This is a genomic window from Parajatrophihabitans canadensis (assembly GCF_053764775.1).
Genome location: NZ_CM132445.1, coordinates 303776 through 330494 on the forward strand (window position 1 = coordinate 303776; position 26719 = coordinate 330494).

23 protein-coding genes are annotated in these 26719 nt (G+C 64.4%); 13 read left to right on the plus strand and 10 right to left on the minus strand.

Going from position 1 to position 26719, the window contains the following annotated elements:
• Positions 1-3: 3 nt before the first annotated feature.
• From ACSMXN_RS01420 to pdxR, 3 genes are all read right to left on the minus strand, one after another.
• Positions 4-630: a response regulator transcription factor gene (locus ACSMXN_RS01420; protein ID WP_022915341.1), complete on the minus strand. Its 627-nt coding sequence runs from the start codon at positions 628-630 to the stop codon at positions 4-6.
• Positions 627-1586, minus strand: coding sequence for an ATP-binding protein (locus tag ACSMXN_RS01425; protein WP_196811437.1), 960 nt, complete (start codon positions 1584-1586; stop codon positions 627-629). Before ACSMXN_RS01425 ends, ACSMXN_RS01420 begins: the two co-directional genes overlap by 4 nt.
• Positions 1587-1749: 163 nt before the next feature.
• Entirely contained in the window at positions 1750-3237 is a 1488-nt protein-coding gene (pdxR, locus tag ACSMXN_RS01430) for a MocR-like pyridoxine biosynthesis transcription factor PdxR (RefSeq protein WP_022915343.1), read from the minus strand.
• An 83-nt stretch (positions 3238-3320) separates the two neighbouring features.
• Here pdxR and ACSMXN_RS01435 point away from each other — a divergent pair, with 83 nt between their 5' ends.
• From ACSMXN_RS01435 to ACSMXN_RS01460, 6 genes are all read left to right on the plus strand, one after another.
• Positions 3321-3902, plus strand: coding sequence for an NAD-dependent epimerase/dehydratase family protein (locus ACSMXN_RS01435; protein WP_022915344.1), 582 nt, complete (start codon positions 3321-3323; stop codon positions 3900-3902).
• A gap of 79 nt (positions 3903-3981) precedes the next feature.
• Positions 3982-5265, plus strand: a complete 1284-nt coding sequence (locus tag ACSMXN_RS01440) for an MFS transporter (RefSeq protein WP_081649343.1) — start codon at positions 3982-3984, stop codon at positions 5263-5265.
• A 39-nt stretch (positions 5266-5304) separates the two neighbouring features.
• Positions 5305-8133: a BTAD domain-containing putative transcriptional regulator gene (locus ACSMXN_RS01445; protein ID WP_022915346.1), complete on the plus strand. Its 2829-nt coding sequence runs from the start codon at positions 5305-5307 to the stop codon at positions 8131-8133.
• Between the two features lie 127 nt (positions 8134-8260).
• Complete coding sequence (locus ACSMXN_RS01450) at positions 8261-8524, plus strand: hypothetical protein (RefSeq protein WP_022915347.1); 264 nt, start codon at positions 8261-8263, stop codon at positions 8522-8524.
• 64 nt (positions 8525-8588) lie between these two features.
• Positions 8589-8852 carry a hypothetical protein gene (locus tag ACSMXN_RS01455; RefSeq protein ID WP_022915348.1) on the plus strand — a complete coding sequence of 88 codons (264 nt, stop codon included), beginning with the start codon at positions 8589-8591 and terminating at the stop codon, positions 8850-8852.
• A gap of 14 nt (positions 8853-8866) precedes the next feature.
• Positions 8867-9154: a hypothetical protein gene (locus ACSMXN_RS01460; RefSeq protein WP_022915349.1), complete on the plus strand. Its 288-nt coding sequence runs from the start codon at positions 8867-8869 to the stop codon at positions 9152-9154.
• A 79-nt stretch (positions 9155-9233) separates the two neighbouring features.
• Here ACSMXN_RS01460 and ACSMXN_RS01465 read toward each other — a convergent pair whose 3' ends face one another.
• The 3 genes from ACSMXN_RS01465 to ACSMXN_RS01475 all read right to left on the minus strand — a co-directional run bounded on the left by ACSMXN_RS01465 (position 9234) and on the right by ACSMXN_RS01475 (position 11945).
• Complete coding sequence (locus ACSMXN_RS01465; protein ID WP_022915350.1) at positions 9234-10181, minus strand: SDR family NAD(P)-dependent oxidoreductase; 948 nt, start codon at positions 10179-10181, stop codon at positions 9234-9236.
• Complete coding sequence (locus ACSMXN_RS01470) at positions 10178-10627, minus strand: MerR family transcriptional regulator (protein WP_022915351.1); 450 nt, start codon at positions 10625-10627, stop codon at positions 10178-10180. Before ACSMXN_RS01470 ends, ACSMXN_RS01465 begins: the two co-directional genes overlap by 4 nt.
• Positions 10628-11009: 382 nt before the next feature.
• Complete coding sequence (locus ACSMXN_RS01475) at positions 11010-11945, minus strand: RNA polymerase sigma-70 factor (RefSeq protein WP_027139933.1); 936 nt, start codon at positions 11943-11945, stop codon at positions 11010-11012.
• A gap of 199 nt (positions 11946-12144) precedes the next feature.
• Here ACSMXN_RS01475 and ACSMXN_RS01480 point away from each other — a divergent pair, with 199 nt between their 5' ends.
• Positions 12145-12630, plus strand: a complete 486-nt coding sequence (locus ACSMXN_RS01480) for a carboxymuconolactone decarboxylase family protein (protein ID WP_027139934.1) — start codon at positions 12145-12147, stop codon at positions 12628-12630.
• Positions 12631-12797: 167 nt separating this feature from the next.
• On the opposite strand, the gene ACSMXN_RS01485 is transcribed toward ACSMXN_RS01480, so the two are convergent.
• Positions 12798-13286, minus strand: coding sequence for an SRPBCC family protein (locus ACSMXN_RS01485; RefSeq protein ID WP_022915355.1), 489 nt, complete (start codon positions 13284-13286; stop codon positions 12798-12800).
• A 325-nt stretch (positions 13287-13611) separates the two neighbouring features.
• Between ACSMXN_RS01485 and ACSMXN_RS01490 the strand changes: the two genes are divergently transcribed.
• Both ACSMXN_RS01490 and ACSMXN_RS01495 read left to right on the plus strand, forming a co-directional pair.
• Entirely contained in the window at positions 13612-14397 is a 786-nt protein-coding gene (locus ACSMXN_RS01490) for an SDR family oxidoreductase (protein WP_022915356.1), read from the plus strand.
• A gap of 121 nt (positions 14398-14518) precedes the next feature.
• Complete coding sequence (locus ACSMXN_RS01495; protein ID WP_027139936.1) at positions 14519-15481, plus strand: RNA polymerase subunit sigma-70; 963 nt, start codon at positions 14519-14521, stop codon at positions 15479-15481.
• 51 nt (positions 15482-15532) lie between these two features.
• Here ACSMXN_RS01495 and ACSMXN_RS01500 read toward each other — a convergent pair whose 3' ends face one another.
• Positions 15533-15925 carry a nuclear transport factor 2 family protein gene (locus ACSMXN_RS01500; RefSeq protein ID WP_027139937.1) on the minus strand — a complete coding sequence of 131 codons (393 nt, stop codon included), beginning with the start codon at positions 15923-15925 and terminating at the stop codon, positions 15533-15535.
• Positions 15926-16132: 207 nt separating this feature from the next.
• Here ACSMXN_RS01500 and ACSMXN_RS01505 point away from each other — a divergent pair, with 207 nt between their 5' ends.
• The 4 genes from ACSMXN_RS01505 (at position 16133) to ACSMXN_RS01520 (ending at position 21836) form a co-directional block, all read left to right on the plus strand.
• Positions 16133-18268, plus strand: coding sequence for an alkaline phosphatase family protein (locus tag ACSMXN_RS01505; RefSeq protein ID WP_022915359.1), 2136 nt, complete (start codon positions 16133-16135; stop codon positions 18266-18268).
• Positions 18265-18885 (plus strand): hypothetical protein, encoded by a 621-nt coding sequence (locus tag ACSMXN_RS01510; protein ID WP_022915360.1) that lies wholly within the window; start codon positions 18265-18267, stop codon positions 18883-18885. Before ACSMXN_RS01505 ends, ACSMXN_RS01510 begins: the two co-directional genes overlap by 4 nt.
• A gap of 75 nt (positions 18886-18960) precedes the next feature.
• Positions 18961-20169: a cation:proton antiporter domain-containing protein gene (locus tag ACSMXN_RS01515; RefSeq protein ID WP_022915361.1), complete on the plus strand. Its 1209-nt coding sequence runs from the start codon at positions 18961-18963 to the stop codon at positions 20167-20169.
• A 137-nt stretch (positions 20170-20306) separates the two neighbouring features.
• Positions 20307-21836 carry an aldehyde dehydrogenase family protein gene (locus ACSMXN_RS01520; RefSeq protein ID WP_022915362.1) on the plus strand — a complete coding sequence of 510 codons (1530 nt, stop codon included), beginning with the start codon at positions 20307-20309 and terminating at the stop codon, positions 21834-21836.
• Positions 21837-21923: 87 nt separating this feature from the next.
• Here the strand turns inward: ACSMXN_RS01520 and ACSMXN_RS01525 are convergent, their stop codons facing one another.
• Together ACSMXN_RS01525 and ACSMXN_RS01530 are read right to left on the minus strand one after the other, a co-directional pair.
• Positions 21924-23354: an FAD-binding oxidoreductase gene (locus ACSMXN_RS01525; RefSeq protein ID WP_022915363.1), complete on the minus strand. Its 1431-nt coding sequence runs from the start codon at positions 23352-23354 to the stop codon at positions 21924-21926.
• Positions 23355-23503: 149 nt separating this feature from the next.
• Positions 23504-26680, minus strand: coding sequence for an AAA family ATPase (locus ACSMXN_RS01530; RefSeq protein WP_022915364.1), 3177 nt, complete (start codon positions 26678-26680; stop codon positions 23504-23506).
• Positions 26681-26719 lie beyond the last annotated feature (39 nt).

Consider the following 26719-nt stretch of genomic DNA (forward strand, 5'->3'; position numbering starts at 1 on the left):
CGTTCATACCGCCCCGATGAGCCCGTTCGCCAATGCGAACAGGACGAGATCGGCGCGGGTTTGCAGATCCAGCTTTCGCATGATGTGCGCGCGATGGGTGTCGACCGTCCGTACGGAGACGAAGAGCATGTCGCTGATTTCTTGATTGGTATGCCCGAGCGCAAGGAGGTGTAGGACCTCCCGCTCACGGTCCGAGATCGGCTGAAGGGCAGGCACCGCGTCACCAACCACGAGTTCTGCGCCCAGCGCTGGATCGACATAGCGATCGCCCGATGCCACGCGGCGAATCGCTTCGATCAGCTCCGTGTCAGATGCTCGCTTGGGAACGTAACCGCGGGCCCCAGCAGCAATGCTCCGGCGAACTACGCCCGGCTGCGTCTGCGAGGAAACGGCGATGATGCTCGTCGCCGGGTTCGCCGCCAATAACGCGGGTATTGCCTTACTGCCAGCGCCGTCAGGCAGAACCAGATCCAACAGAATCACGTCCGGCCGCAAAGTTCGGGCCAACGCGACGGCTTGCCGCGCGGTCCCGGTGCAGCCGACCGTCGTGATGTCGCCTTCTGCATCGAGCCGGGCACGGAGCGCCGTCCGAAACAGTTCGTGGTCATCGACGATGAGAACGCCGATCATCCGACAGCTCCGGTTACCTCGAGCAGAGCGCGCGTGCCGCCGGCAGGTAGGGATTCGAGGTCGATCCGCCCGCCGAAGCAAGCCACCAGCCGACGGCACAGGTTGAGACCGAGCTGACTGCCGGTGCAGTAGCCTCCCTCGGAGTCCAAACCGTGACCGTCATCGTCCACCACCAAGGTGGCTCTACCGTTTCGCGTGACGACTGAGATCTGAATCCTGCGCGCCCGGGCGGCGATTGCATTGGCCAACAGATTCCTGAGCACGACGCGAAGAGCCTGCGAAGGCATCGGAAAACGGTCGGTGACATTCGTCAATACCTCTGTGCGACCGTCGCCCAGATCGCTGACCGCGTCACGCACCGTCTCCTCGACCCGAGCGGCGCGGCCGTCGGATCCGGGTGAGCAAACCGCGTCGATGATGGAGTCGACGATGTCGAGTCCTTGCTCGAGCCCGTCACGGAATCGGCCACTGCGCAAGGCGAACGTGAGCGCTGACTTCACGTCGTGGGCGATCAGCGCCGCAGCTTCCTCGAGCGTCTGGTTCCGCTGCGCCAGCCGGAGGGCATGTTCGGTCAGGCGTTCCTCGTTCCAGCGGTGATGCGCCCACGGGCGAAGAGGCGCGATCGCTTGCTCGATACCTGCCGCCTGCGTCCCGATCACGACGAGGGTGCCGGCGGGGCCGAGCGGATATGCCGTCCGGGGGCCCGTCGTGCCGCCGATAGCCAGGTCCCGCCGGCACGACGACGCGTCCGCTGTTGGCGTCCACCATTCGACTCCGCTGGCGCCGCGCGTCTTGCGCAGCGTCTCGGCGACTTGCAGCAGGCCACCACGAAGATCCGAAGCGGCAACGGCGGGGCCAACCAGGTCCCCCGCGAAGACCGGTCGGAGTGGGCGAGCGTGCTCGTGTTGTCCGCCCAGTTCGGCGGTGCTCGCCGGGGCGATGGCTGTGACGCTCATTGTCTGTCCTCGTAAAGCCGTTGTGCCGTTGACGACGGGCAGGCGTCCGGCGATTCGAATGTTCGCTCGGCCGGTCTCCATCCAGCGTCGTGCCCCAAGCGGCACGGCACATGGGTGACCACGCGGAAACCGCGGTTCGGACACTCGCATCCGGCTATACGTGCTAGCTCGTAGGTGGCACCACGCGAGACCGCCCGCGCGGCAGCGTCAACGAGCGGCACAGCACGTCGAGGGCGCCCGCCCAGGCGCTCTCCGAAGGCGCCGCGTAGTTGACCACCAGCCCGTCCTGCTCGGGGGGTTGCGCGCCGGGATCCGTCAAGTCGTAGTGGAACTCGGCCATTCCGCTGACCGCCAGGCCGCGCTGGGCCGCCGCCTGGACAACTGCAAGCTCGGTGCCTCGTGGGAGTTCGAGGACCGCCTGTAGCCCGGCGGCAAGTCCGGTCACGCGGATGCCCGGGGCTCGCTCAGCCAGGGTGGTGACCAACTGGTCGCGGCGCCGCCGGTAGTGCAGCCGCATCGACCGCACGTGCCGTTCGTACGCGCCGGACGCGATGAACTGGGCCAGTGTCAGTTGTTCTATCGCGCTCGACATGTAGTCGCCATGCCCCTTGGCCGCCGCGACCTGGGAAACAAGCTCCTCGGGCAGCACCATCCAACCAAGCCGCAGCCCGGGCGCCAGCGACTTACTTACCGAGCCGAAGTACACCACTCGCTCAGGGTCCAGGCCCTGTAGAGCGCCTACCGGCTGACGGTCGTATCTGAATTCACCGTCATAGTCGTCCTCCAGAATCAGGCCGCCGCTGGCGCGCGCCCAATCGACAAAGGCAGCGCGTCGGTCCGGATGCAGCGCGACCCCGGTCGGGTACTGGTGTGCCGGTGTCAACAACACCGCGCTGATCCCAGGCAATCGTTGCAAGGCATCGGTACGGGCGCCCCGCTCGTCCACTGAGATTGTCGGGGTGCGTAGGCCGGCGCTGGTCAGCACGTCGCGGTAGATATCGAGGCCATACGATTCGACCGCCACCGCCCGTGCCCGCCGCGCCTTGAGGACCTGACCAATGAGCATCAGGCCGTGGTGGAAACCGGCACAGATGACGATCCGTTCCGGGGTTGCATAAACCCCGCGTACCCGTGCCAGATAGTCCGCTATGACGATGCGGAGTTCTTTCCGGCCGCGGGAGTCGCCATACCCGAAAGCCTCGTTCGGCGCGGTGGTCAGAGCGCGGCGTGCTGCGGTGAGCCATTGCTTACGGGGGAATTCCGCCAGGTCCGGCGAACCGGGCAAGAGGTTGTACCTGTTGTACGTCGGGCGGTGTTGTGCCGGAGCTGTCGAGGGGGCATTGGGCACGGATCTGCGCGGCTGTGACCTCAGCGCCACCCGCGTCCCGGAGCCCTGCTGCGCGGTGAGCCAGCCCTCGGCAACCAGTTCGGCATAGGCGTCGGCCACGGTATTACGCGCGATGCCTAGATCAGCAGCTAGCGAGCGCGACGAGGGCAACCGAGTGCCCGAAGCGAGACGACCTGTCCGCACGGCCTCGCGCAAAGCATCTGTCAGCCCAGCTCTCAACCCCGAACCCGTCAGTTCCAGATGCAGGTCCGTACCGAGGGCAGAGAATTTCTCGGGCGCCGAATTGGCCCATGAATCTGGCATAGAAATGGACCATACACCTGCGCCATCTGGCTCCTAGCGTGTTACTTGTAGCTAGGAAACTTTCCATCAGAAAAGGACGAATCATGAGAATCTTTCTTGCAGGTGCATCCGGAGTGCTTGGGCGACGGCTCATTCCTCGGCTGGTTCAAGCCGGGCACGAAGTCGGCGGAATGACACGCTCGCCCAGCAAGACCGAACTGGTGGGACGACTCGGCGCCGAACCGTCGTTGTGTGACGTCTTCGACCGCGACCGGCTGATCCAGGTCGTTTGCGAATTCCGGCCGGATGTCATCTTGAATGAGCTCACAGATTTGCCGGACGAAGCGGCGAAGATCGGCGATCACTCGGAGCGCAACGCTCGCATCCGAACCGAGGGCAACCAGAATCTGCTCGATGCCGCACTCAAGAGCGGGTCGCCGAAATATTTCGCCCAGACCGTTGCCTGGCAGTTGCCCGAAGGGCCGGACGCTCAGGCGGTCGCCGAACTGGAACGTGCCGTTCTGGCCGGGGACGGCGTAGTACTGAGTTACGGCCAGCTGTACGGGCCGGGCACGTATTACGAGCATGAGATACCGGCCGAGCCGAGGGTTCAGATCGACCGTGCCGCCGAACGTACCGTCGCGGCCTTGGGGCAGCCGTCGGGCGTTGTCGTGATCGTTGACTGAGCGCGCCCCGTGCGCGCCTGCTCGCACCAAATTCATGACCTGGGACCTCCGGATCCCGTTTCTTTGAAAGAAGATCGCAATGTCTACAACACACGTGTTGGCCGAGCTGCCCGCTACCCGCCGGGGTCACCGGCTGCCCGCCGGATTCGCTTTGGCGGGCGGGGCAATGACGTTCACAAGTCTTTATCTCGGCGCCGGCGTGTTGACGCCGCTGCTTGTGGTTTACAAGGAGCAGTGGAACTTCGCGCCATCGCTTCTAACGTTGGCGTTCGCTGTGTACGCGGTGGGATTTCTCGCTGCCATTCTCACGCTCGGGTCACTGTCTGACCACATCGGTCGGCGCCCGGTCCTTGTCGGGTCTCTGATCGTTCAGCTCGCGTCCAATGTGGTGTTCCTGCTCGCTCCTGATATCGGGTGGGTGATCGTCGGCCGGGTCGTGCAAGGCGTCGCCACCGGCGCAGCATCGGGTGCGTTGACCGCAGAGCTCGTCGAAGTCGCCCCGGCGAACCGCAAGAGGCTGGCCACGATCTTGGGCAGCGTCAGCGTGACTGGTGGTCTCGCCCTCGGATCCTTGCTGGCTGGCCTAGCGATTCAGCTGACAAGCGCTGCAAATTCCATCGTGTTCATCGTCCTCATCATCATCACTGGCCTCGGGATCGTGGTCATCGCGTTCTCTCCCGAGACGGTTACCCGCGCTTCGGGCGCACTTCGGTCGTTGATTCCGCGCGTCGCCGTTCCATCTGCTGCACGCAGGGAATTCGGCGCCGCAGCGCCAGTTGTTGGGGCGTCCTGGATGCTCGCCGGGCTCTCCGGCGGACTGGCGCCGAGCATGGTTCGCAGCGTGTTCCATCTCGACAGCGGCCTGCTCAACGGTGTATCTGGTTTCATCGCGCCAGCGGTATCGGCTGTGATCGGGCTGGCGTTCGCTCGTGTCGAGCCCCGGCGCGCGATGACAATTGGCATTTATGCCTCAATCGTCGGGGCAGTCGCCATCATCGTTGGAGTGTTCGTCGCAAGCTTGGCGGTCATGATCATCGGACAGGCCATCGCCGGCGTGGGATTCGGTGCATCGTTCACCGCTGCCTTGCGACTGGTTTTCCCGCTCGCAGCAGCAGATCAGCGTGCGGGTGTCGTCGCTGGGATCTACGTCGTTTCCTATGTAGCGTTCGGAGTTCCCATAGTCATCGTCGGCTATCTCGCCGGTTGGATCGGCGAGGTGCACGCTGTGTACTGGTACACGGCATTGGCCGTCCTTCTCGCGTTCAGCAGTCTCGTCGGTCAGATCCGCATCAAACACAGCGCCCGAAGCATCAGCGAAACAACTCCCGGTCCATCAACGCCTCACCCGTGCCTGATGCGGTGAGGGCTACCGTCAAGGCCTCGACTGGGGGTAGGCGCGAGCGTGATCGGGGCTACGAACTTCGCAGGCACGAACGACGTGCCACTGGTGCGCCTCTTGGGTGCGGTTCAGGTCGTGTTGCGTGACGGAACCGCGCCCGATCTGCCGAGTGTTACCCAGCGTCGGCTCGTGGCCGTGCTGGCTTTGGACGCGCGGCGGTCCGTGAGGTCCGAGCGGCTCACCGCGGATCTGCAGATGTCACCCGGCAGTTTGCGCACGTCGGTGTCGCGGTTGCGCAGGCTGCTCGGTTCGGATGTCTTACTGACCGATGCGGTCGGCTACCGTCTCGAGGCTGACGTGGACAGCGACCGGTTCTATGTCGCGTTGACGCGGGTCAAGGATGGTGTGGACAGGCTGGCCCAGTTGGACGGAGCCCTTGACTGGTGGCGTGGTCTGGCGCTTGAAGAGTTCCGCGAGGAGCCGTGGGCGCGATCCGAGTCGGTCCGGCTGACCGAGCTGTACGCGGCGGCCGTTGAGGAACGCGCCAGCGAACTGATGTCGCGCGGCCGCTGGCCAGAAGCCATCGCCGCGTTGCAACGCCATATCGCTGACCACCCCTTGCGCGATCATCCACGCGGCTTACTGATGCAAGCACTTGCCGGATCTGGTCGCCAGGCCGAGGCACTCGCGGTGTATCGGACCTATCGGGCCTATCTGGCAGCCGAGTTGGGGACGGAGCCGTCTGCCGAAGTACGCGAGATCGGTCGGCAGGTCGGCCGGCGCGTGGACGGCAGCGCGCGGACAACAACTGCGGAGGCCAACGCCGCCCGTGCGGCAACCCTCAGCACCGATCTGCCGAGGTATCGCTCCACGCTGATGGGCCGTGCCGACGATCTCGCAACCGTCGCCGGACATATCCAGACCACCCGACTGCTCACGTTGACGGGAGTCGGCGGGGTGGGCAAGACCAGGCTCGCCGTCGCTCTCGCACACCGGGCCAACCAAGAAGGCACGACAACGTGGTTCGTCGAACTGGCAGCGCTGCGCGACCCTGCGGACATCGTCTCGTCCATCGCCACCGCCGTCGGTGCCGCCGTCACCGATGACGTCCGGTCGCTGGCGAGCTATCTTGGCGACCGCGCGGGACTGCTCGTGATCGACAATTGCGAGCACCTTCTCGATGCCGCAGCCGAGATCGTCGACACCATCACCCTCAACTGTCCGAATGTCGTCGTCGTTACGACAAGCCGCGAATTCCTTGCGCTCGAAGGGGAACAGGTCTTCTATGTGAAGCCACTCGATCCGCCTGGCGCCGGAGCCGATCTGCTCCAGGCCCGTTCGCGCGCCGCCGGAACCGAGATCGGACCCGATGATCGTGTGGTACTCGAGGAGATCTGCGATCGGCTCGACGGACTCCCGCTGGCGATCGAGATTGCAGCCACCCGAGCCGGGGCACTCGGCCTACGTGCGCTGCGATCGAGCCTCGAGGACAGCTTCCCGCTGTTGAGCGACGGGCGCCGGCGGGGCGCCGAACGCCAGCAGACCCTAGGCAAGGCGATCGACTGGTCCTATCGGCTGCTCGGCACCGACGAGCAGCGACTGTTCCGCATGCTGGGAATCTTCCGCGGTGGCTTCGAACTCGATGCGGCAGCCGAAGTGGCGACCCGGATGGGATACCCCGGTAAGGACGTGCCCGGGCTGATCTCGTCCCTCGTTGCCCGAAGCATGATCGACGTGAATCTGCGGCCGGTCGTCACCCGTTATCGCATCCTCGAACCGCTGCGTGCCTTCGCGCTAAGGGCCCTTGCCGAAGCCGGCGAGACGGGCGCCGTCGCTCGCGCCCATGCGTGGTGGATCGCCGGGCTGACCGACATCCCGATGCGGGCGTTCTACTCCCGCGCCAGCCACGAGGCCGGGCTTCGGCTCGAACGCGAAGTGGACAGCTGGCGTGCCGCGCTTGATGTCGCTGTTCGCACCGACAACCGGGGACTCGCCGCCGCACTGTGTGGTGCGCCGACGAGCGTCCTCCTGCTGAGCCATCCGCATCTCGCCAACGCGATCATCGGCGTTGACCCGCTACTGGCTCCCGATGACGAGCGCCGAGTAGCGGTCGCGACCGCCTACGGAAGCCGTGCGATGAGCGCGCTCTCCGACGAAGACATGAATCAAGCTCTGGCCGTGTACGCCCAGTGCGATCCTCGTGGCACGTTGGGTGCTCGCCAGCTGTTGCACAGCGGCTATCTCATTGTGAGCACGGGCGATTCGGACGCGGCGCTGGCAATGCTTGACGAAGCCATCGCCGACCCCGCTGCGCCGCCGCAGACCGTCGACTACATGGTGGGAATCGCTATCTTCCTCGCGTGCGCGGTCTATCGACGAGACCTGGTTCGGCAGGCTTGGCTGGCCCGAGCGCGGATCGCGGCACAAGACTCGGACGTGCCGGCCACTCGGCTGCTGGCCTGCCGGGTGCTCGCGTCAGCGCTCGCCGTCAGCGACCCCGGCGAGTCGCACGAATGGACCCGCCGTGCCCTTGAGGTAACCGACCCACTGCCACTTGTCGAACGCCGCATCTCGGTTGCCACTTGGAGTCAGTTGTGGGAGAGCGAATCCCCTGCGTTGGCGGCACTTCGGATGCGTGAACTCGTCCTCGAGCAGATCGATCACGGTCTCGGAGATGACCAGACCGTCCTCGTGGCCTGTGCGTCGCTGCTGGCCCGGTCAGGTCACGCCTGCGCCGACGATGTGATCGCCACGCTCGCGAACACTGCCGGAGCCGGCCACGCCGCTTTGGCCCTGCCTGACCTTGCCGCTCATGTTCAACGTGGCACTCCGCTCACGAGCGAAGCCCTGCGACGTAGTGTGCTGGCTGGTCTGGCCGACCTCGCCGTTTGACCCGACCGATTCGGTCACGCCAAGTGATGCGCAGGTGTAACGACCCACCGCCACGATGCACGAATACCGATCGCTTCGCTTGGCAAGGGATCAGGCGTCTGCGTCATCACGCGGGAGGGGAATGCACATGTTTGTCACGGTAATTCACCGAATTCATGACCCGGAAGGTTTCGAGGCGGCCGAAGCGAAAGCTCTCGAAGGTGGCCTGCCCGACGGTGTCGCACTGCCCATCCACGCAGCCACCCACGATCACACCCTCGGCATCTGCGTGTGGGAAGGCAAATCAGTCGACGCTGTACGTGAGGTCGTGGAGGGTGCGGTCGGCCCGTTCGCGAACAACGAGTACTACGAGATGGATGTAGACGGGATCGTCCCGCAATTGCAGGCCTAGGCGTATCGCTGCTCACGAGAAAACGTTAAGCGCAGCGAATCAATCGAGAACAGGTAGTGAAGCTATGCCAAAAGTCATCTGTTACCACGACGTCAAAGATCGTGATCTTTGGCTTGCCTCTGAAGTAAGGGGTGCCGCGTTCAGTTCTCAGGGGGTCACAGACCTTCGCACATACATCGATCCCACGAATCCCAAGCGTGTCGGCCTGAGCGCTGAGGTCCCTGATGTCGACGCCCTCGTCACGTTCCTGCAGACCGACGAGGCTGCCCAGGCGATGGCCACTGACGGGGTCGTCGCCGACACCGTCGTCATGCTGGTCGAGAGCTGAGACGGGAGCACGAAATGGCATATTTCCTGACACATTTCTGGCCCGGTGGCACCGTCGAGCAGTACCAAACAACACTCGCTGCCGTCACGAACGCAGCCGGGGGGGAACGTCCGGAGCTCTTCCACGCCGGCGGACCCACCGAGGGCGGGATTCTCATCTCGGCGGTCTACGAATCGAAGGATGCGTGCGAGCGTTTCGTGGCCGAGACACTGATGCCGTTGATGCCCATTCCCGGCGGGCTTGTCGGCCCACCGCAGGAACGAGCCGCCGAGCTCACGGTTCTCGAGGGCCTGGCCAGCTAAGAAAACTGAATTGTGCGGCCCGAGTTTCCGGTCCGAGGGTCGTCGGCCGAAAACTCGGGCCGCACAATGGCCTGGGTTGTCAGCGATTCATCTGCTCCGACAGGATCCACAGTCGCTCGGCGGCTTCGGGGTCGAGAGCGTAGCTGGCGACGCCTGCCGCGTCAGTGCCGGCGGCGCTCGGGTCGTCTGGGTCTGCTTCCTGGCAGTTCTCGAAGTAGCGGCCAACGACGCCGTCGAGCAGCGGCGAGGTGGCGACGAAGACGCTGGTGGCTGCGCCCTGGGCAAGTGTCTTGAAGGCATAGCGGCCCGATGCGCGCAGCTCGCCGAGCACGGCGGGATCCAGGTGACGCGACAGATTCGAGTCAGCTATCGCTCCTGGGTGCAGCGCATTGACCTCGATCCCGGCATCGGACCACTGGCGGGCAGCTGCGACCGCGAACAGCACGTTCGCGGTTTTGGATTGGGCGTAGGCCAGCGCTGGATCGTATGCACGATGGGCGAAGTCGATGTCATCGAAGACCAGCGGTGAGTTCAAGTGGGCCCGTGAGCTGACCGCCACCACCCGCGCGCCTCCTGCGGCTCGCAATGCGGGCAGCAGCCCGAGAGCGAGGCGGAAGTGGCCGAGGTGATTGGTGGCGAACTGCAGTTCGTGTCCCTCGGGGCTGAGCTGCAGGTCCGGGACGGCCATGACCCCGGCGTTGTTGATCAGGATGTGGAGGGGACCGGCGTACCCGTCGACGAGGCGATCGATCGAGGCGCGGTCGAGCAGATCCAGCTGCGCCACCGCGACGGCCTGGTTGCCGGTGCTAGCGCGGATATCGGCGGCGACTTCCTCAGCGGCGGACAGGTTGCGGGCGGCGATGAGTGTCTCGGCGCCGGCTGAAGCCAGTGCGCGAGCGGTCTCGACGCCGATGCCGCCAGCGCCGCCGGTGACCAGCGCGCGGCGGCCGTGCAGGTCGATGCCGGAGATGACCTCGGCGGCGGTGGAGGAAAACGTGAACGGTGACGTGATACGGGTGGTGCTCATGCGGTGTCCTTCGGGTTGATGTGATGGATGATCGGGCCGAGCTCCTCGGCGACGGCGGCAGCCTTGTCCAGGTCGCCGACCTCTCGGGCGCTCCAGTACTGGACTTTCAGATCGAGGTAGCGACGGCGTAGTTCCAGGGCGTTGAGTTCGTCGGCCAACCGACGTGCGTGTGCCTCGAACAGCGCCCGCTGCTCTCCCGCGGCGGCGTCGCCACGGCGGGCGCCGGCCAGGTAGGCGCGCATGTCCTCGATGCCCATCCCGACTGCGCGCAGGTTGGCGAGCGTCTCCAGCGTCGCGACGTCCGCGCTGCTGTAGCGACGGTGGCGACTTGATGCATCCCGCTCGATCGGGCGTACCAGACCGATTCGCTCCCAGTAACGCAGCGTGCTCTCAGGCAGACCACACCGGGCTACCGTCTCAGCGATCGTGAATTCGTCCTCGTGCATGACTCCAGTATCGAAAACCTGAAGCGGTTCAGGTCAAGTCCCCGACCCATATCGACATGGTCCTTGACGAAACCAGTCAAATGGCGACGCATGATCGTGTACGTTTGACTCAATAGAGCCCTCGCCAAGCCTCGCTACGATGCTCAAATGCGCGGGGGCCTTTTTCTGCCGGGAGCATGGTGGCGCCGGTCTGAGCGACCACTTCGTGCTCGGCGACGACTCGCGCATCGCAAGTGACGTGGTCGGCGAGAAAGGCCGCCGCGTCGCGTAATCGTGCCGCACATCGAGCTTGGTATACAACCAGGTCGCCATGACCGCCCAGCGGTATACCAAGAAGTGGTTGAGCCTCGACGGCGGATCGCGTGCCCGGTGGCGCCTGGATTCAGCGGCGTAAAGCGGTCTCCTGCTCCAGGTGCGACAGCTTCTCGGGATTGCGGACGGCGTAAAGCCCGGAGATGAGGCCGTCGTCGATGCGCAATGCCAGCACCGTGTCGATCTCGTCGTCGAATCTGAGAATCAGGGCCGGGTAACCATTGACCTGCACCAGCTGTAACGACGCCTCGGCCATCCGGCCCAAGCCGGCGCCCAACACGCGAGCCACCCGGTCGGCGCCGACGACGGGCCGCAGTACGGCCTGAACGATGCCACCGCCATCACCCACGAGTACGACATCAGGCGCGAGAATCTCCAGCAGGCTCTGCAGATCGCCGGTATCGACAGCCTGTTGGAACGCCTCGAAGGCGCGTTTGGTTTCTGCCGCAGAGATGATCCCGCGTGGTCGGCGCGCGGCGACGTGCGCGCGTGCGCGATGGGCGATCTGGCGGACCGCGGCCGGGTTCTTGTCCACGGCTTCAGCGATCTCGTCGTACTCCAGATCGAACACCTCGCGTAGCACGAACACCGCTCGCTCGATGGGAGTGAGTGTTTCGAGTACCAACAGCACCGCCATCGAGACGCTGTCAGCCAACTCGACGTCCTCGGCCACGTCGGGCGCCGTCAGCAGCGGCTCGGGCAGCCAAGAACCGACGTAGGACTCTTTGCGACGGCCCAGCGTCCGCAACCGGGTGAGCGCCTGACGAGTGGTGATCCGGACCAGGTAGGCACGTTGATCGCGGACCGCTTCGAGATCGACGCCCACCCACCGCAGCCAGGTCTCCTGCAGGACGTCCTCTGCGTCAGTGGCCGAACCGAGCATCTCGTAGGCGACAGTGAAAAGCAGGTTGCGATGGGCGATGAACGCCTTGGTGGCGGCGTCCATCCGGCCGTCGCAAGTTGTTGGCTCTGCGGTGTCCTCTGTCCGTCTGCGGTGCTCGCTCATGCTGACTCCTGCCTGTACTCCATCTCGACCGTGCCACACACAGGACGCCGGTACCAGCCGCTTTGTGACACGAACGATTGGTGGCGTAGGTCGCATGGCAGCGCTGTCACACGGATCGGGTCGTCGGCATCTTCATGTTCGTCAGGACGCCGTGCGAACGATTCGTACGGCGCGCAACCCCACAAGTGAGGACAAAGTCATGCAACCCCGTATCGATCTGATCAACAATCAGCTCGGCACCAAGATCGCCAAGCGGATCTACAACGTGAACCTGGCGATCGAGCAGTCGCCGCTACCTGCCGCCACCCAGAAGCTGGTAGCGCTGCGCGCGAGCCAGATCAACGGCTGCGGTTGGTGCCTCGACATCCACACCAAGGAGGCCGCGGCCGCCGGTGAAACCCCGGTCCGGCTCAACCTCCTCGCCGGTTGGCGACACAGCTCCGTGTTCACGGAGGCGGAGCAAGCTGCACTGGCGCTCACCGAGGAGGGCACCCGACTCGCCGACGCCTATGAAGGCGTTTCCGACGAGACTTGGGCCCAGGTTCGCAAGCATTACGACGACGACGAGATCGTCGCGCTGATCTCGCTCATCGCCCTGATCAACGCGACCAACCGGCTGGCCGTAATTGCTGGCAACGAGGGCGGTTCGTACGAGCCCGGCATGTTCGCCGGTATTACGGACTGATCAGGGCCCGGAGCCAGGTCAGGCTTCAAGCCCGACCTGGCTCTGGACGGATTCGCATACCTGATCGACCAGCAGCGTGAACCCTGGCCACCGACGAATGCCGGTAACACGTGGACGTGTAAGGGGAATGTCGATGGAATCGGTGTGCTCATCTCACCGAACCCCGGCTACAAGCGGCGTGCTTTGTCTGCATCGCTCCCGCGCGGCATTCCGTGGCCGACTTCCACGTACTCACGCAGACTTTCGAGAAAGTGGTCCCACCCGCGACTGCAGTCTTGGATGCAGTCCAGCTCCGATGTCAGACCGTAGTGGCGAAACTGGAGTTCAGCCGCGCCGCCGCCTACCGCCGTGATGGTGAAAGATGGACGCGTTCCCACCCAGTCAGAGAGAAAGTCGCATTGCTTTACCGTCCACTGCACCGATGTTGGCCGCGTTGCCTTATCGACATTGACTACGAGCGGTTCCGGCGGTTCAAAGAAGAACTTCAGTTCGCCACCGGCCTCGCCGGCTCCCGTGGCCTGCGTCCACCAGGCTGTCAGGCCCGCGGTGGTGGTCAGCGCATCGAACAGCGCTCCGGGAAGTGCCTTGACGAGAACGGTTCTTTGATAGTCCGTCCCCGTTCTTTCTGCCGCAGCAGAGGATTCAATGCTCGTCATGTGAAGGATTCCTCTCGATTCGCGCGATGCGACCGTACACACCTCGAAGGCAGGTCCACCTCGACGTGGATATGCAACTAGTAGTTGCACGTTAGTCCACGAAGAGCCCGGTGCGCAACCGTACGTTGCACCACCGCGAGCTTTTGGCGAATCGTGTAACGCTCGGCATCTATGCGGTGCCGGGTGTTACACGATCGGGGACTGGCCAACGAGAGTTGCCAGGTTTCTCGCGGACCGATGAGTTTGCGTGGCCCCGCCGGTATGTATCCCTGGGGGCATCGAACTGCACCAAGGCAGTTCGGGACCCGGGGAGAGGAATCCAGAGATGTTATTGAAAGACAAGGTTGTCGTGGTCTACGGTGCCGGCGGAGCGATCGGTGGTGCGGCGGCACGCGCCTTCGCAAGTGAGGGAGCCCAACTGTTCGTGACTGGACGTTCTCGTGAGGAAGTCGACATTGTCGCAAAGGACATCGTGTCCGCTGGCGGTTCCGCCGAAGCTGCGACGATCGACGCACTCGATGAGCAAGCGATCGACAAGCATCTGCAGTACGTGGTCGACCGCGCTGGCCGGTTAGACGTCTCTTTCAACGCGATCGGTATCTCGGACTCGAAGATTCTGGGTGTCCCACTCATTGAGTTGGACGCCGAGCATTTCGCCGCGCCCATCGCGGGATACACGACGTCGTACTTTCTGACTGCACGCCTGGCTGCCAGGCACATGATCGGAAACAAATCTGGAGTGATCATGACCGTTTCCGCTTTTCCAGCAAGGACAGGCACCACCTTGAATGGCGGCTACGGTGCGGCGATGGCCGCAAAGGAGGCGCTGACCCGAGACCTGTCCGCCGAGCTTGCACCGAACGGCATCCGGGTGGTCAACCTGCGGCCACACGGTATGCCGGAGACGTCCACGATGAAACAGGTCTTCGAGCTCAAGAGTTCAGGGGCGACGTATGAACAGTTCCAGCAGTATCTCGCGGGAACGACCCATCCGAAGCGTGTCATGAAGCTCTCGGAGGTAGCCGATATGGCCGTGCTCATGGCGTCGGACAAGGCGAGCGGCATGATGGGTAGCACCGTGAACTTGACCATGGGCAGCCTGGCTGACTAGCGGCTGAACCAACCGACCGATGTCACCGGCCAACCACCAAACCACAGCCAAGCCCCAAACCACAGCCAAGCCCCCGACCATCTGCAGGCCCGACGTCCGAGAGGTGCCCACCCCGTTGTCGATGAGCGAGGACTTCGAACGTCACACGGTCGCCTTCCGTCCCGAGCTGTTGGCGCATTGCTACCAGATGCTCGGCTCGGTCCACGATGCCGAAGACCTCGTACAGGAAACCCTGTTGCGGGCTTGGCGAGCCTATGACCGGTTCGACGACCGGCGCGCGTCGATGCGCACCTGGCTGTACCGCATCGCGACCAACGCCTGCCTGACGGCACTGGAAAGCCGGGGACGCCGCCCGCTGCCGTCGGGTCTGGGTGCGCCAAGTGACGATCCGAGGGCGCCGATGGAACGAGGACGGGAGGTGGCCTGGGTCGAGCCGCTGCCGGACACGTTGCTCGCAACGCATGACTCGGACCCCGCGGCCATCGTCCTGGCCCGCGGTCAGCTGCGGCTGGCGCTGATCGCCGCGCTGCAGCTCTTGCCCGCCAGGCAACGCGCGATCCTGATCCTGCGCGAGGTGCTCGAGTGGTCTGCAGCCGAAGTCGCGACCGCGTTGGACACCACACCAGCCGCGGTCAACAGTGGTCTGCAGCGGGCCAGGGCTCGTCTCAGCGAGCTGGGGATCGGTGCGGACCGCGTGGACGAACCGGCCAAGGCTGACCAGCGCGCAATGATCGACCGCTACGTCAAGGCGTTCGTCGCCGCTGATCTGACGGCCCTGGCTGACTTACTAACCGAGGACGTGCTACTCGAGATGCCGCCGGTGCTCAACTGGTACCTGGGCCGGGAGAACTATGTCCAGTTCATAGCTCGCGCGTTTGAAATGCGCGGTACGGACTGGCGCATGCTGCCGGTTGAGGCCAACGGGCAGCCAGCAGTCGCGGCCTACGCCCGTGCTGGCGCCAGTTATGAGATGCACTCGCTGCAGGTGTTCTCGGTTACCGAATCGGGCATCGAGCGCAACACGAACTTCGTAGACCCAGCGGTCTTTGTAGCCTTCGACGTCCCAACGCGGCTGGTCGGGTAGATCGAATCAGCCAGATCAAAACGCTGGGACCGAAACGCTGGGACCAAAACGCTAGGACCAAAACGCGTCGCTCGCGGTGGTGTCCTCGAAGAACTCGTTCACCTCGGTGACTTGGCCATCGCGGACACTGAACACGAGCACGGCAGTCTGGTCGAGGACGTTGCCGCCGCGCTCGGCGTGATTGTGGCTCAACCCGAACGTGTGCTCCTCGCCGCCGACAATGTCGTCTACCGTCACCGACACCGTCCCGTTCGAGCGGGACATCAGTTCGCCGAAAAATCCGAGGATGGCCTCACGCCCCTTCTTCGCGCCCGACAGGGAACCGCTGCCAGGCACGTTCCAGACGGCGTCGTCGGCGAACAAGCTGCTGAGCGTCGCCATGTCCCCGGCGCTGAACGCGGCATAGCCGCGGCGAACCAGATCGGCATTTTCCTGAGAACCCATGATCGGCTCCTCCTCGCTCTGCCGTACCGCGATGCGGCGCGGTCGATCCACGGTAGGCCGGGTCTTCCTCTGTGTCGAGACTGTGCGATCGCGGGACATTGGCTGTGAGTCTGTCATGTGCCGATGAACTGCCGTTTGCCTAGTGTTCACCTGGCTGTCCCGTTTGACCCGTGGTGTCGTTGATCGTCCGATTGATAGACACGTGCCATGAGATTTTTCCCAAATACCAAGAGACGTACTCGTCTTACCGGAGCGCTGGTCGCGGCCGGTGTGCTGGTGGCAGGCGCCGTCGCCGCGACTGCCTCCAGCGCGTCGGCTGACGCACAGCACGGAGGCGCGACTATAACCAGCACCGGGCTGAAGGCAGGCCAGGTCAAGCACGTTTGGCTGATCATTCTGGAGAACAAGTCCTACGACGCGACGTTCACCGGCCTGAATCAGAACAGCTACCTCTGGAAGACCCTGCCGAGCCAAGGTGTGGAACTCACCAACTACTACGGCACCGGCCACTCGAGCATGGACAACTATCTCTCGATGGTTTCCGGCCAGGCTCCCGAAGAGGACACTCAATCGGACTGCAGCGTTGCCAATACCGACTTCGGTAGCAACAGCGACATCGTGACCAAGGGCGCTAACGCCGGTCAGGTGTCCTCGCCGGCGAACGCCAAACAGCCCAGTGGCGCCAACGCGCCCAACGGTGCAAACGGCTGCTCATACCCGTCAGACGTGCCGACCTTGTTCAACCAACTCGACGCCGCGAACAAGACCTGGAAGGGCTATGCGCAAGACCTCGGCAACCAGCCCGGACGGGAAGACTCGATCTGTGGCGGCCCCGGTTCGGCGGCGAACAACCCGACGACCAACCCGATCCAGATGAGCGCAACCGCGAGCAACCCGCTGCCGCCGGGCGTCACCAGCTTCACCGGTGCCCAAGCCAACGACCAGTATGTCGCCAAGCACTTCCCGATGCCGTGGTTCCATAGCCTCACCGGAACGGTCTCCGCATCCGGAGAGACCTTGCCGCCATTGACGAAACCCGCACAGGGTGGCAGCGACTGCGATGCTGCCCACGTCGCCAACCTGGATAACCCGAAGACCGGACTCTTCAAGGACCTGCAGAAGGAATCGACAACCCCGGCGTTCAGTTGGATCAGCCCGAACAACTGCAGCGACGCACACGACGCGATCTGCCAGGGCAACAACCTCTCCGGATCGTTTACGCCTGCGGGCAAGCCGATCTACCAGAGCCCGACGCCGAACCCGGCCTCGACCACGCCGACGAACTTCACCGGCGGCCTCTACGCATCGGACCTCTTCCTCGAGTACTACATCCCGATGATCGAAGCATCACCGGCGTTCAAGGACGGTGGCCTGATCGACGTGACCTTCGATGAGGGCAACCCGCCGTTCACATACTCGGGTAACAGCTTCAACAACGCCAACGCCTACGCACCGACCCAGGGTGACAAGCCGAACGCGAGTGCCGGACTTCTCGCCGACGCCGCTGGCGAGAACCTCTTCGGCAAGAACGTCCACACCGAACCGACCGGACCCAACTCGACCCTGCAGACCAACCAGTTCGGTCAGCAGCTCTTCCCGGGACCAGGTAACAACGCGTTCATCGACCGGCCGCCGGCATGCACGCAAACCACGCCGACGCCGGTTCCGGCCAACTGCGTGGCGGGCATCGTCCGTGGCGGCTCGGGCACCACTCCGGGTGCTCGTAACGATGTGGTGGCGGCAAGTGCGAACTCGACCTACGTCCTCGATCCGACGATTCTGGCCGATGACACCGGCCGAATCGTGACCGACACGGTCGACAAGAACGCCGACGGTTCGAGCCCGATCCCGCCGAACACGTTTGTCGGAACGGTCAGCGACACCGGTCCGCAGCTTGCCAGCTCGCCCAAGGGTTCGGTGATCGACGGCTCGTTCCAGCTCGTCAACCAGGCGGGTACTCCGGTCAACCCGACCGGACCGGTCAGCGCGATCAGCCTCAGCGCCGAAGGTGCCCCGGGCTTCCTCGCTCCCGGTCAGACGGCTGACCCGCTGTATGACGCCGACGACGCAACCCCAGGCGGTGGCAACACCGGCAGCGTGCTGATCAGCCCGCTGATCAAGCCCGGGACGACGAGCAGCACGTTCTACAACCACTACAGCTGGCTCCGGACGATGGAAGACATCTTCCAGGTCAGTGACGGTCGCGACAACGCCAAGCTGCCTGCTGGGACGGTCTCCGGCGGCCTTGACCGGGACGGACACCTGGGCTTCGCCGCGCAGGCCGGACTGGCACCGTTTGGTCCGGACGTGTTCAACAACGCAAACGACCACGGGCACCATTGACCGTTGTCGCCGGCGCCGGGCCTCGTGCCCGGCGCCGGAACCGCGTCCTGACGGCCGTCCTCGCCGCACTCGTGACAGCGCCCCTGGTGCTCAGCGGGTGCGGCTCCCATTCTGCTAGCGACTCGGCGAAGGACGACAGCTACGGCCCGCTCCCGACCTTCCTACCGTCGGCCTCGATCCAAGCCGACAGCGTGCTGATCGGAACATCTGAACGCCCTGCGCTGACCACCGAGGGCGACGGTGTCGATGTGCACCTTGCTGGTGGCATCTCGGTCCGCGCCGTTGTCAGTGGTCCGGTCGTGCCTGGGGAAGGCCTGCCCTACCAGGCACCCGCGACCACTTGCACCTGGACGGTCACGCTGAGCGCGGCCAGCGCAGCGCTGCCCATCACGGTCTCGGACTTCACAACCATCGACCATCTCGGCGCGGTCTATCACCCGACGCTGGTTGCCGGTCAGCCGCTCCCGCCGAAGGTGTTGCCGCCAGGAGGGGTGGCGAAGTTCGAGCTTCGGGTGGTGATGCCGACGGGTGAGGGACTGATGCGCTGGGCACCGACCAGCTCTGGAGCGAGCCATCAGATCGTTGCCTCGTGGGACTTCGAGGTCGAGAACGACTGAACGGCCGAGGGCAACCGGTGGACGGTTGTCTGAGACTGCTGTCTGAGACGATCATGCTGGTCAAAGGAGGCCAGTGTGGATGCGACGAACCTGCATAGCCTTGTGGTGGTCCTCGCGATGGCTGCACTCGCGCCGATCATCGCGGACCTGCTCAAGGGGCGCCTCGCGGTGCCGACGGTCGTACTGGAGCTCGTCCTTGGAATCCTCGTCGGTCCTACGGTCTTCGGCTGGGTCAAAGACTCCAATGCGCTCACCGGCCTATCCGATCTTGGGCTTGCGCTGCTGATGTTTCTGGCCGGATACGAGATCGATTTCCAACGAATTCGGGGCGCACCGATCACGCTCGCGGTCCGCAGTTGGCTGGTCACGTTGCTGGCAGGCTTTGCCGTTGCCGCAATAGTCTCCTTGATCACCGGCAACCTCGGACCGCATTCGGTTGCGCTCGGACTAGTACTCACGACGACCGCGGTAGGCACTTTGTTACCGATTCTGCGCGACCGGGGCGAGCTCGAAACTGCTTTCGGTCCTTACGTATTCGCCTCCGGCGCGGTCGGCGAATTCGGTCCGATCGTGGGCATCTCCATCTTTCTGGCCACTGACCGGCCCCTGCACAGTACGGTCGTGCTCGTGGTCTACGTCCTCGTCGCGGTGGCCACCGTCGGCCTGGCACTTCGGAGCCGGACACCACGCGTGGTTCGGGTCATCGGTGAAACTCTCTCCACCAGTGCCCAGTTCGGCGTCAGGGTCGCCTGCCTGCTTTGTGTACTGCTGGTATGGATTGCGACCGCGTTCGACCTCGATTACCTGCTCGGCGCCTTCACCGGTGGCATGATCCTGCGCCTGTTCCTCTCGCTCAGCCCAGCGAGCGAGGTGGAGATTCTCGAATCCAAGCTCGAAGCGGTCGGCTTCGGGTTTCTCATCCCGGTGTTCTTCGTGATGAGCGGGGTACGCCTCGATCTTGACGCACTCTTCGACCAGCCGCTCTACCTGCTGCTCCTGCCGGTTGCCCTGATGCTGTACCTCGTCGTTCGCGGTGGGCCGATCCGCTGGCTTTACCGCGGCAAGCTCGCAGCTCGCGACGTCAAGGCCCTGGCTGTGTACTCCTCCACCGCGTTGCCGCTGGTCGTCGTGATCACCGGCATCGGAGTCACTGACGACTTGATGCAGCCGGCACTGGCCTCCGTATTGGTTACGGCAGCGATGTTGTCGGTGTTGATCCTGCCCTTCTGGGCCAACCAGCTGCGCGGCTCGAGCCGGGCGACCGAAACCGTTGAAGGCAGCTGACTTACCGGTCAGCTTGCGGTAGCCCGTTCAGTAATACGGTGGCACACGTCATACTGGATCGATGCCGGCCAGCCGTCTCGGGTTGGCCAGGCCGTGAATGACCCGCCCATTCGATTCGATTATCCCGGGAGCGCTCCATGGCGAAGCAGTGGAATTCTGATCTCTACATCAACGGCAAGTGGGTCACCGATGACGACCTGCCGCCGATCGAGGTGATCGACCCGGCGACCGAAGAGGTCATCGGACGGGTGCCGGAGGCGACGGCGAAAACCGCCCTCCGTGCCATCGAGGCGGCCCGCGCGGCCTTCGACGACGGGCCGTGGTCCTGGATGAAACCAGCAGAGCGAGCTGCGTTGCTCGTCCGGATGGCAGAAATCCTCGAGTCGCGAGCCGATGACCTGCGGGAACTGATGATCGCCCAGACCGGGAGCCCGGCGAACGTGACCGACTTCGTCCAGGGCTACGGCTCGATCGGGATGTTGCGCTCCAACGCCGCCCAGATCCAGCATGAGCTTCAGTGGGTCGAACCTGTCGGCGCTCCGACCGGTGGCCCCAACGGCGTGAACGGGCAGGCGCTGTTCCGCGAGCCAATCGGCGTCGTGACCGCGATTACGCCGTTCAACTTTCCCTTCATGCTGAACATGGTCAAGATGGCGCCAGCCCTGGCGACCGGCTGCACGGTGGTGCTCAAGCCGCACCCGTGGACCTCGCTCGATGCAATGGTGATCGCTCGCGCCGCTGACGAGGCGGGCATCCCGCCCGGTGTCTTCAATGTCATCACCGGCGGTGGCGCAGTCGGCGACGAGTTGACCTCCAACCCGATGGTCGACATGGTCACCTTCACCGGATCGACCGCGACGGGGCGCCGCATCATGGCCTCGGCAGCGGGCACGATCAAGCGCGTCCAACTCGAACTCGGCGGCAAGAGCGCCCAGGTCGTCCTCGGCGATGTCAGCGAGGACTATGCCCGGTCGATCGGCTTCGGCGCGGTGCTGAACCACTGTGGTCAGGGCTGCGTGCTGCAGACGCGGCTGCTGCTGCCCGAGCATTTGATGGATGCTTACCGTTCCGGCGTCGACGACGCCATTGCTGCGGTAACCATCGGCGACCCGCGTGACCCGGCGACGACCCTCGGGCCGCTGATCCGTGAGCAGCAGCGCGCGCGGGTCGAATCTCTCGTCCAGTCAGGCTTGGACGAAGGCGCGGAACTCGTCACCGGCGGCAAGCGCCCATCGAGCCAGGCCAAGGGCTTCTTCTACGAGCCGACGATCATGATCGGCGAGAACTCGATGCGGATCGCGCAGGAAGAGATCTTCGGACCGGTACTCACCGTGATCCCGTACTCGGGCAACGATGACGACGCGGTGCGGATCGCCAACGACTCGCTCTACGGCCTCGGCGGCGGCGTCGTCGCCAAGACCACCGGGCACGCGTTCAACATCGCCCGGCAGATTCGCGCCGGCTTGATGAGCGCGCAGGGCGTCGGCGATGGCTCGGCGGCCGCAGCGAGTGCCGGCAACGGCCAGGGCCCAGGGTGGGGCTCCACTCCGGCCGGTATTGCGCAGGAGGGCGCCTTCGGCGGTTACAAGCAGAGCGGGCTCGGCCGCGAATGGGGCCGCCACGGCCTCGAAGACTTCACCGAGGTCAAGAACATCAGCTGGAGTTAGTACCTCTGGAGCTGTTCAGATCGCCTGAACTGCGGGTGTTGCCGATCACGGCAACGCCCGCAGTTCTTTTGGCTACCGCATCGGTTGCTAGGCACGCGAACCTTTGGCGGGCTGGATGTTCTGATTGATGTGCAGGGTGTTCTCAGGGTCGTAGCGATCCTTGACCTGGGTCAGTCGACTGTAGTTTCCCCGATACGACGCCTTGACCCGTTCCTGACCTTCGTCCATCAAGAAATTGATGTAGGCACCCCCGGCCGAGGTCGGGTGCAATTCCTCCCAATAGTCTTTCGCCCATTGCGAAATTGCCTCGGCGTTGGCCGGGTCGGGGTCGACGCCGACGATGACTCCGGCCCAGCCGCCATCGCGATACGCGAACGCCGTCGCGTCTTCGGCGACCCGGCTGGCGGCACCATCGATCGGATAGAGGTGCATCGTCGAATGCCCGCTGGGCAGCAGTTTGCCGTATTTGCAGTGCACATCGATGGCAGCGTCGGAGATCTCGTTGAAGAAGTCTGCCTTCCAGTACCACTGCAGACCCGCTGGATACAGCGCGTCGAACGCGGTCTGAAGCACGTTGAACGGCATGGGCTGTAGCCCGACGACCAGCGGTGAGCCGTAGGCCTTCACTGGCTCCAGCACCTCATCAGCCCGATCGTGTGATCCGGTGTAACACCAGACGATCGCGCACGCACCGCGACCCCAGAGTTCCTCCGGGAACGGCGGGGCAGGTGGGATCGTGATCAAACCGATCCAGCCGCTCAATTCCTCCGGCAGGGACGGCAGAAGCTCGCGATACCAGCGCATCACCTCGGCAGTGTCGGCGATGTCGTACAGCACCGGGCCGCCGATGATCACGCCGTTCTCGCCAATGTCGTGGCAGCGGAAGGTGAACGAGGTAACGATCCCGAAATTTCCGCCACCGCCGCGCATCGCCCAGAACAGGTCGCTGTGCGAGCTTTCACTGGCTGTCACGAAGGTGCCGTCAGCCAGTACGACATCAGCGGACAGCAAGTTGTCGATGGTGAGACCGAAGCGCCTGGTCAAGTAGCCGATGCCACCCCCGAGGGTCAGCCCGGCCACCCCGGTGGATCCGAGAAAGCCCGACGGCGTCGCCATCCCGAAGGCGACGGTCGCGTGGTCGACGTCGGCCCACGTGCAGCCGGCATCTACCCGAACGGTGTGGTTTTCCGGGCTGACAGTGGTGCTGCGCAATGTCGAAAGGTCGACGACGAGAGCATCGTCGGCAACGCCCAGGCCAGCGGCATTGTGACCGCCGCCGCGAACGGCGAGTTCGAGGCCGTGCTCGCGCGCGAAGCGGACGCACGCGATGACGTCGGCAGTGTCACGACAGCGAGCCATCGCAGCTGGATACTTGTCGATCATGGCGTTGTACACCGCGCGTGCTTCGTCGTAGCCGGGGTCCTTCGAGGTGATCAACTCGCCGCGCAAATTAGCGGCCAAATCCTCGTAGGGCGCCGAAGCAGCACGAATCGTTGCCGTCGGTTCGTGATTGGTCATGTTCTTCCCTCTGAAAATCGCTCTGGAAACGTGGACCTGTTGAAGTTAGGTCTGGCCGCGTTCGCCGATCGTTCGTCTTTCATGACCTGTTGATGCCGATTGGCCGAACGCTCGTTCTGGCTACGTTCGGGCCGCCTTCAGGAGGTCGACTACCGGGTCAAGGCGGCCAGATCGCGTTCGCAGCGCGCTATCAGGGCTACGCTGCCATGCTTCTGCGCGAGCTGAACGGCAGTTTTCAGGCGCACTGCAGCATTCGCGTCATAAGCCGCACGAAGTCGCAGCACCTCGGGTAGCCACCAGCTGTCGCGCCGGGCCTGAGCGTCCACAATTGCAGCGTCGAGAATTGCTTTCGCACTATCGGGCCTGTTATTTCGCTGCAAGGTGTCTGCCAGCAGCGACAGCCAGTAGGGCATCCGGGCAAACGAGCCATCGGATTTGAGATTGTCGATCCCTTGGTGGATGAGCTGCAGACCGGCCGCACCGCCCTCGGCCCACCCTCCAAGGATCAGTCCCCATTCCCGGTAATACGCGAAGTCATACCGGTCGCAGAGCTCCCGCAGCTCCTGAACGGTGTCGTCCAGTTTCGGCAGATCCTCCAGCATTTGGTAGGTGATACCGCCGTAGGCGAGTGCCACCGCCAAGCTGTACGGATGTTCGACGCCGCGGGCATGATCGATGGCGTCCTGGCAGCTTGCCACCGCCTCCTCGTACTGACCGATCAGCCAGTGCGCGTGCGCCGCCCACGCCTTGCCGTGCACGTCGGGTCTCGTGCCGATGGTCAGAGACGGCGCACCTCGCGTGAGCGTTTCAATCAGGGCGAAGTGACGAAGGGACTCCTCCGGCCTCCCCAGGCTGAGAAGTGACCCGGCGAAGGCAAACTGTGCTGATCCGGTCAGGACAGGATCGGTCACGACCAGCGTCAGAGCTCGAGTGACCGTATGGAAGGACGGATCGAGCTTGCCCTGGACGAACTGCGAGGCCCACAACCCCACCAGGGCGGTAAGGGCTGACCCTTTTCGCCCGAGTCCCTCGGCAAGCACGACCGACCGGCTGAGGGTTTGTTGCAGCTCCGGAGAGGAATACCCGTAGCTGGCGTTGAGCGGAGCCGCCATGGCCTCGAGGACTTCGAGCTCCTGCCGTTCTCGATCACGACCCTCAGGCAACGTCAGCACGATCGACAATGCCTCTTTGTGCAAACGGATCGCCTCGTTGTGGGCGAACCTGCTCGCGGCGACATCGGCGGCACGCCGGTAGTAGGCCATGGCACGCTCGGGCCGGCCACCACGGGCATATTGCTCGGCCAGCTGAGCCGACACGGCATCTGTGTCGTTGGCGTGCAGCAACTCCAGACCTTGGGCAATTCGGCGGTGCAGCAACCATCGTCTCGGCGGGCTGATCTGGTTGTACGCCGATTCCCTCAGCAGATCATGGGAAAAGTCGTAACCATCACGGAACTCGCGCAGGATCCGGTGGCGCCACAGCTCGTCCACCGCGCGCACCACGGCATCGGCATCGAGATCGCTGGCCTCAGTCAGCAGATCAAGGGTGAAGTTGCGTCCCACTGCCGCGGCCAACCCGGCAACGTCGCGAACTGTCGGGCTCACCTGCTCCAGCCGGTTGCGCAGCACTGATGTGAAGTCACCGATCGGTACCGGCGAGTCCCCTACATCCACGGTCGTCCGTGCAGCCTCTACGACGTACAGCGGGAATCCGCCGGTCATCGCGTGCAACAGATTCATGTCGTTACCGAGCAGCGGTCGCCCCGCGATCGCTTCGGCCAACCGCGCGGTGTCGTGCACGTCCAACGGTCCGAGCGAGACTTCGGTGAGCATTCCGGTAGCCCACATCCTCGCTGTCCACCCCAGCACCTCGGGCTCTTCGTCGAGGTTGTCCGTGCGCAGCGTTGCCGCTACCAGAATGCGAGCATCGGTCGTCAGGCCCAGGCAGAACGACAGGAACGCCAGCGTTTCTTGGTCACACCACTGCAGGTTGTCCAGAACCAGCAGGATCGGACGGTCGATACCGGTCAGGGCCCGTGCCATGCCCTCGAAGAAGCGATGACGCTGCCAGGCATCGACCATCGCCCTGGACCCGACGCCCGTATCGCTGAGCGATATCGTGGCTGCTGCTCGCACGTTGGGATCATCCTTTGCCGACGGCACCAACCGCTCGACCTCGACTCGCCAAACCGGATCGAGCGCTGCGGATTGGATGGCCGGCGTCCGGAGCCAGTCGGCCACCGGGGCGAGGGCGAGCCGTCCGGAGGTACCGAAACACTGCGCGCTGGCCACGACCCCGCCCGACGAGCGGACCTCATCCGCAAGTTCGGCAACGAGGCGTGTCTTGCCGACGCCCGCATCGCCTCGAACCAGGACGAGGCTCGGGCGGCCAGCGGCGGCGCCCTGCCACGCGGCTCTGAGCACCGCGAACTCCTCGGAGCGTCCGTAGAGTTCGGCAGCAGCGAGGCCCGATCGCCTGCCGGCCGGCTCCGTGGCTGGCTCCGTTGTTCGCTCCGATTCTGGCTCCCCTGCTGGCACTGCAGTGCCCGCCGCCCGTGCGGCTTGCCGGACGGCGGTCGCCGCCGCGGGTCGAGCGCGGGCTAGGAGCTCATGAAGTGTGCGCCGTGTCGCCGGATCGGGATCGATGCCTAGTTCGCGTTCGAGAACCGAAGCGCAATGGTGATAGGTACTCACGGCGCCTGCGCGATCGCCAAGGTCTGCCTGCAGCTGCATCAGCGTTCGGTAGCCAGCCTCTTCGAGCGGTTGCAATGCGATCCGGCGGCGGGCGGCTTCTGCAGCGCCGCTGAGGTCTCCGGTTCGGGCCCGCACGTCCACCAGCAGGTCGCAGAGGTCGACGCATTGCCGTTCGATCGCCGACCTGGCTTCGAGTAGCCAATCGTCGTAAATGCCGGGCAGGAGTTCGCCGCGGTACTCCGCAATCGCCAGGGCCGCGTGCCTGAGAACCCCCACGTCCTCGGCTGTGGCCGAGGCGGCCAGGGCAGCCTCGCGTTCGAGGCTGAATGTCCGGACGTCGACCCGACAGGTCTCGGTATCGCGCCAGCACAGGTCCCTAGGAGTCACGACGAGCGATGGGTCGTCGACGAGCACTTGCCGAAGATGGTGCAATTCCCGCCGCAGGTTCGTCAGTGCTTGAGCATCCGTGGAGTCCGGCCAGAACAATCCCGCGATACGCTGCCGGGTCTGCGGCATGCCGGCATGTACGGCCAGAAAGGCGATGAGCGCAACCGTACGGGCCGACCGCGTGCGTACGCTGCCGGTCGCAAGATCGGTGATGGACTGCTCACCGAAGAGCGATATATGCAGCAACTCCGGCCTCCTGAGCGTTCAAACTAGCGTGTTGAGCCG

Coding starts and splice junctions, on each gene's coding strand:
- ACSMXN_RS01420 (WP_022915341.1), bottom strand. CDS start 630: ATGATCGGCGTTCTCATCGTCGATGACCACGAACTGTTTCGGACGGCG.
- ACSMXN_RS01425 (WP_196811437.1), bottom strand. CDS start 1,586: ATGAGCGTCACAGCCATCGCCCCGGCGAGCACCGCCGAACTGGGCGGA.
- pdxR (WP_022915343.1), bottom strand. CDS start 3,237: ATGCCAGATTCATGGGCCAATTCGGCGCCCGAGAAATTCTCTGCCCTC.
- ACSMXN_RS01435 (WP_022915344.1), top strand. CDS start 3,321: ATGAGAATCTTTCTTGCAGGTGCATCCGGAGTGCTTGGGCGACGGCTC.
- ACSMXN_RS01440 (WP_081649343.1), top strand. CDS start 3,982: ATGTCTACAACACACGTGTTGGCCGAGCTGCCCGCTACCCGCCGGGGT.
- ACSMXN_RS01450 (WP_022915347.1), top strand. CDS start 8,261: ATGTTTGTCACGGTAATTCACCGAATTCATGACCCGGAAGGTTTCGAG.
- ACSMXN_RS01455 (WP_022915348.1), top strand. CDS start 8,589: ATGCCAAAAGTCATCTGTTACCACGACGTCAAAGATCGTGATCTTTGG.
- ACSMXN_RS01460 (WP_022915349.1), top strand. CDS start 8,867: ATGGCATATTTCCTGACACATTTCTGGCCCGGTGGCACCGTCGAGCAG.
- ACSMXN_RS01465 (WP_022915350.1), bottom strand. CDS start 10,181: ATGAGCACCACCCGTATCACGTCACCGTTCACGTTTTCCTCCACCGCC.
- ACSMXN_RS01470 (WP_022915351.1), bottom strand. CDS start 10,627: ATGCACGAGGACGAATTCACGATCGCTGAGACGGTAGCCCGGTGTGGT.
- ACSMXN_RS01475 (WP_027139933.1), bottom strand. CDS start 11,945: ATGAGCGAGCACCGCAGACGGACAGAGGACACCGCAGAGCCAACAACT.
- ACSMXN_RS01480 (WP_027139934.1), top strand. CDS start 12,145: ATGCAACCCCGTATCGATCTGATCAACAATCAGCTCGGCACCAAGATC.
- ACSMXN_RS01485 (WP_022915355.1), bottom strand. CDS start 13,286: ATGACGAGCATTGAATCCTCTGCTGCGGCAGAAAGAACGGGGACGGAC.
- ACSMXN_RS01490 (WP_022915356.1), top strand. CDS start 13,612: ATGTTATTGAAAGACAAGGTTGTCGTGGTCTACGGTGCCGGCGGAGCG.
- ACSMXN_RS01495 (WP_027139936.1), top strand. CDS start 14,519: ATGAGCGAGGACTTCGAACGTCACACGGTCGCCTTCCGTCCCGAGCTG.
- ACSMXN_RS01500 (WP_027139937.1), bottom strand. CDS start 15,925: ATGGGTTCTCAGGAAAATGCCGATCTGGTTCGCCGCGGCTATGCCGCG.
- ACSMXN_RS01505 (WP_022915359.1), top strand. CDS start 16,133: ATGAGATTTTTCCCAAATACCAAGAGACGTACTCGTCTTACCGGAGCG.
- ACSMXN_RS01520 (WP_022915362.1), top strand. CDS start 20,307: ATGGCGAAGCAGTGGAATTCTGATCTCTACATCAACGGCAAGTGGGTC.
- ACSMXN_RS01525 (WP_022915363.1), bottom strand. CDS start 23,354: ATGACCAATCACGAACCGACGGCAACGATTCGTGCTGCTTCGGCGCCC.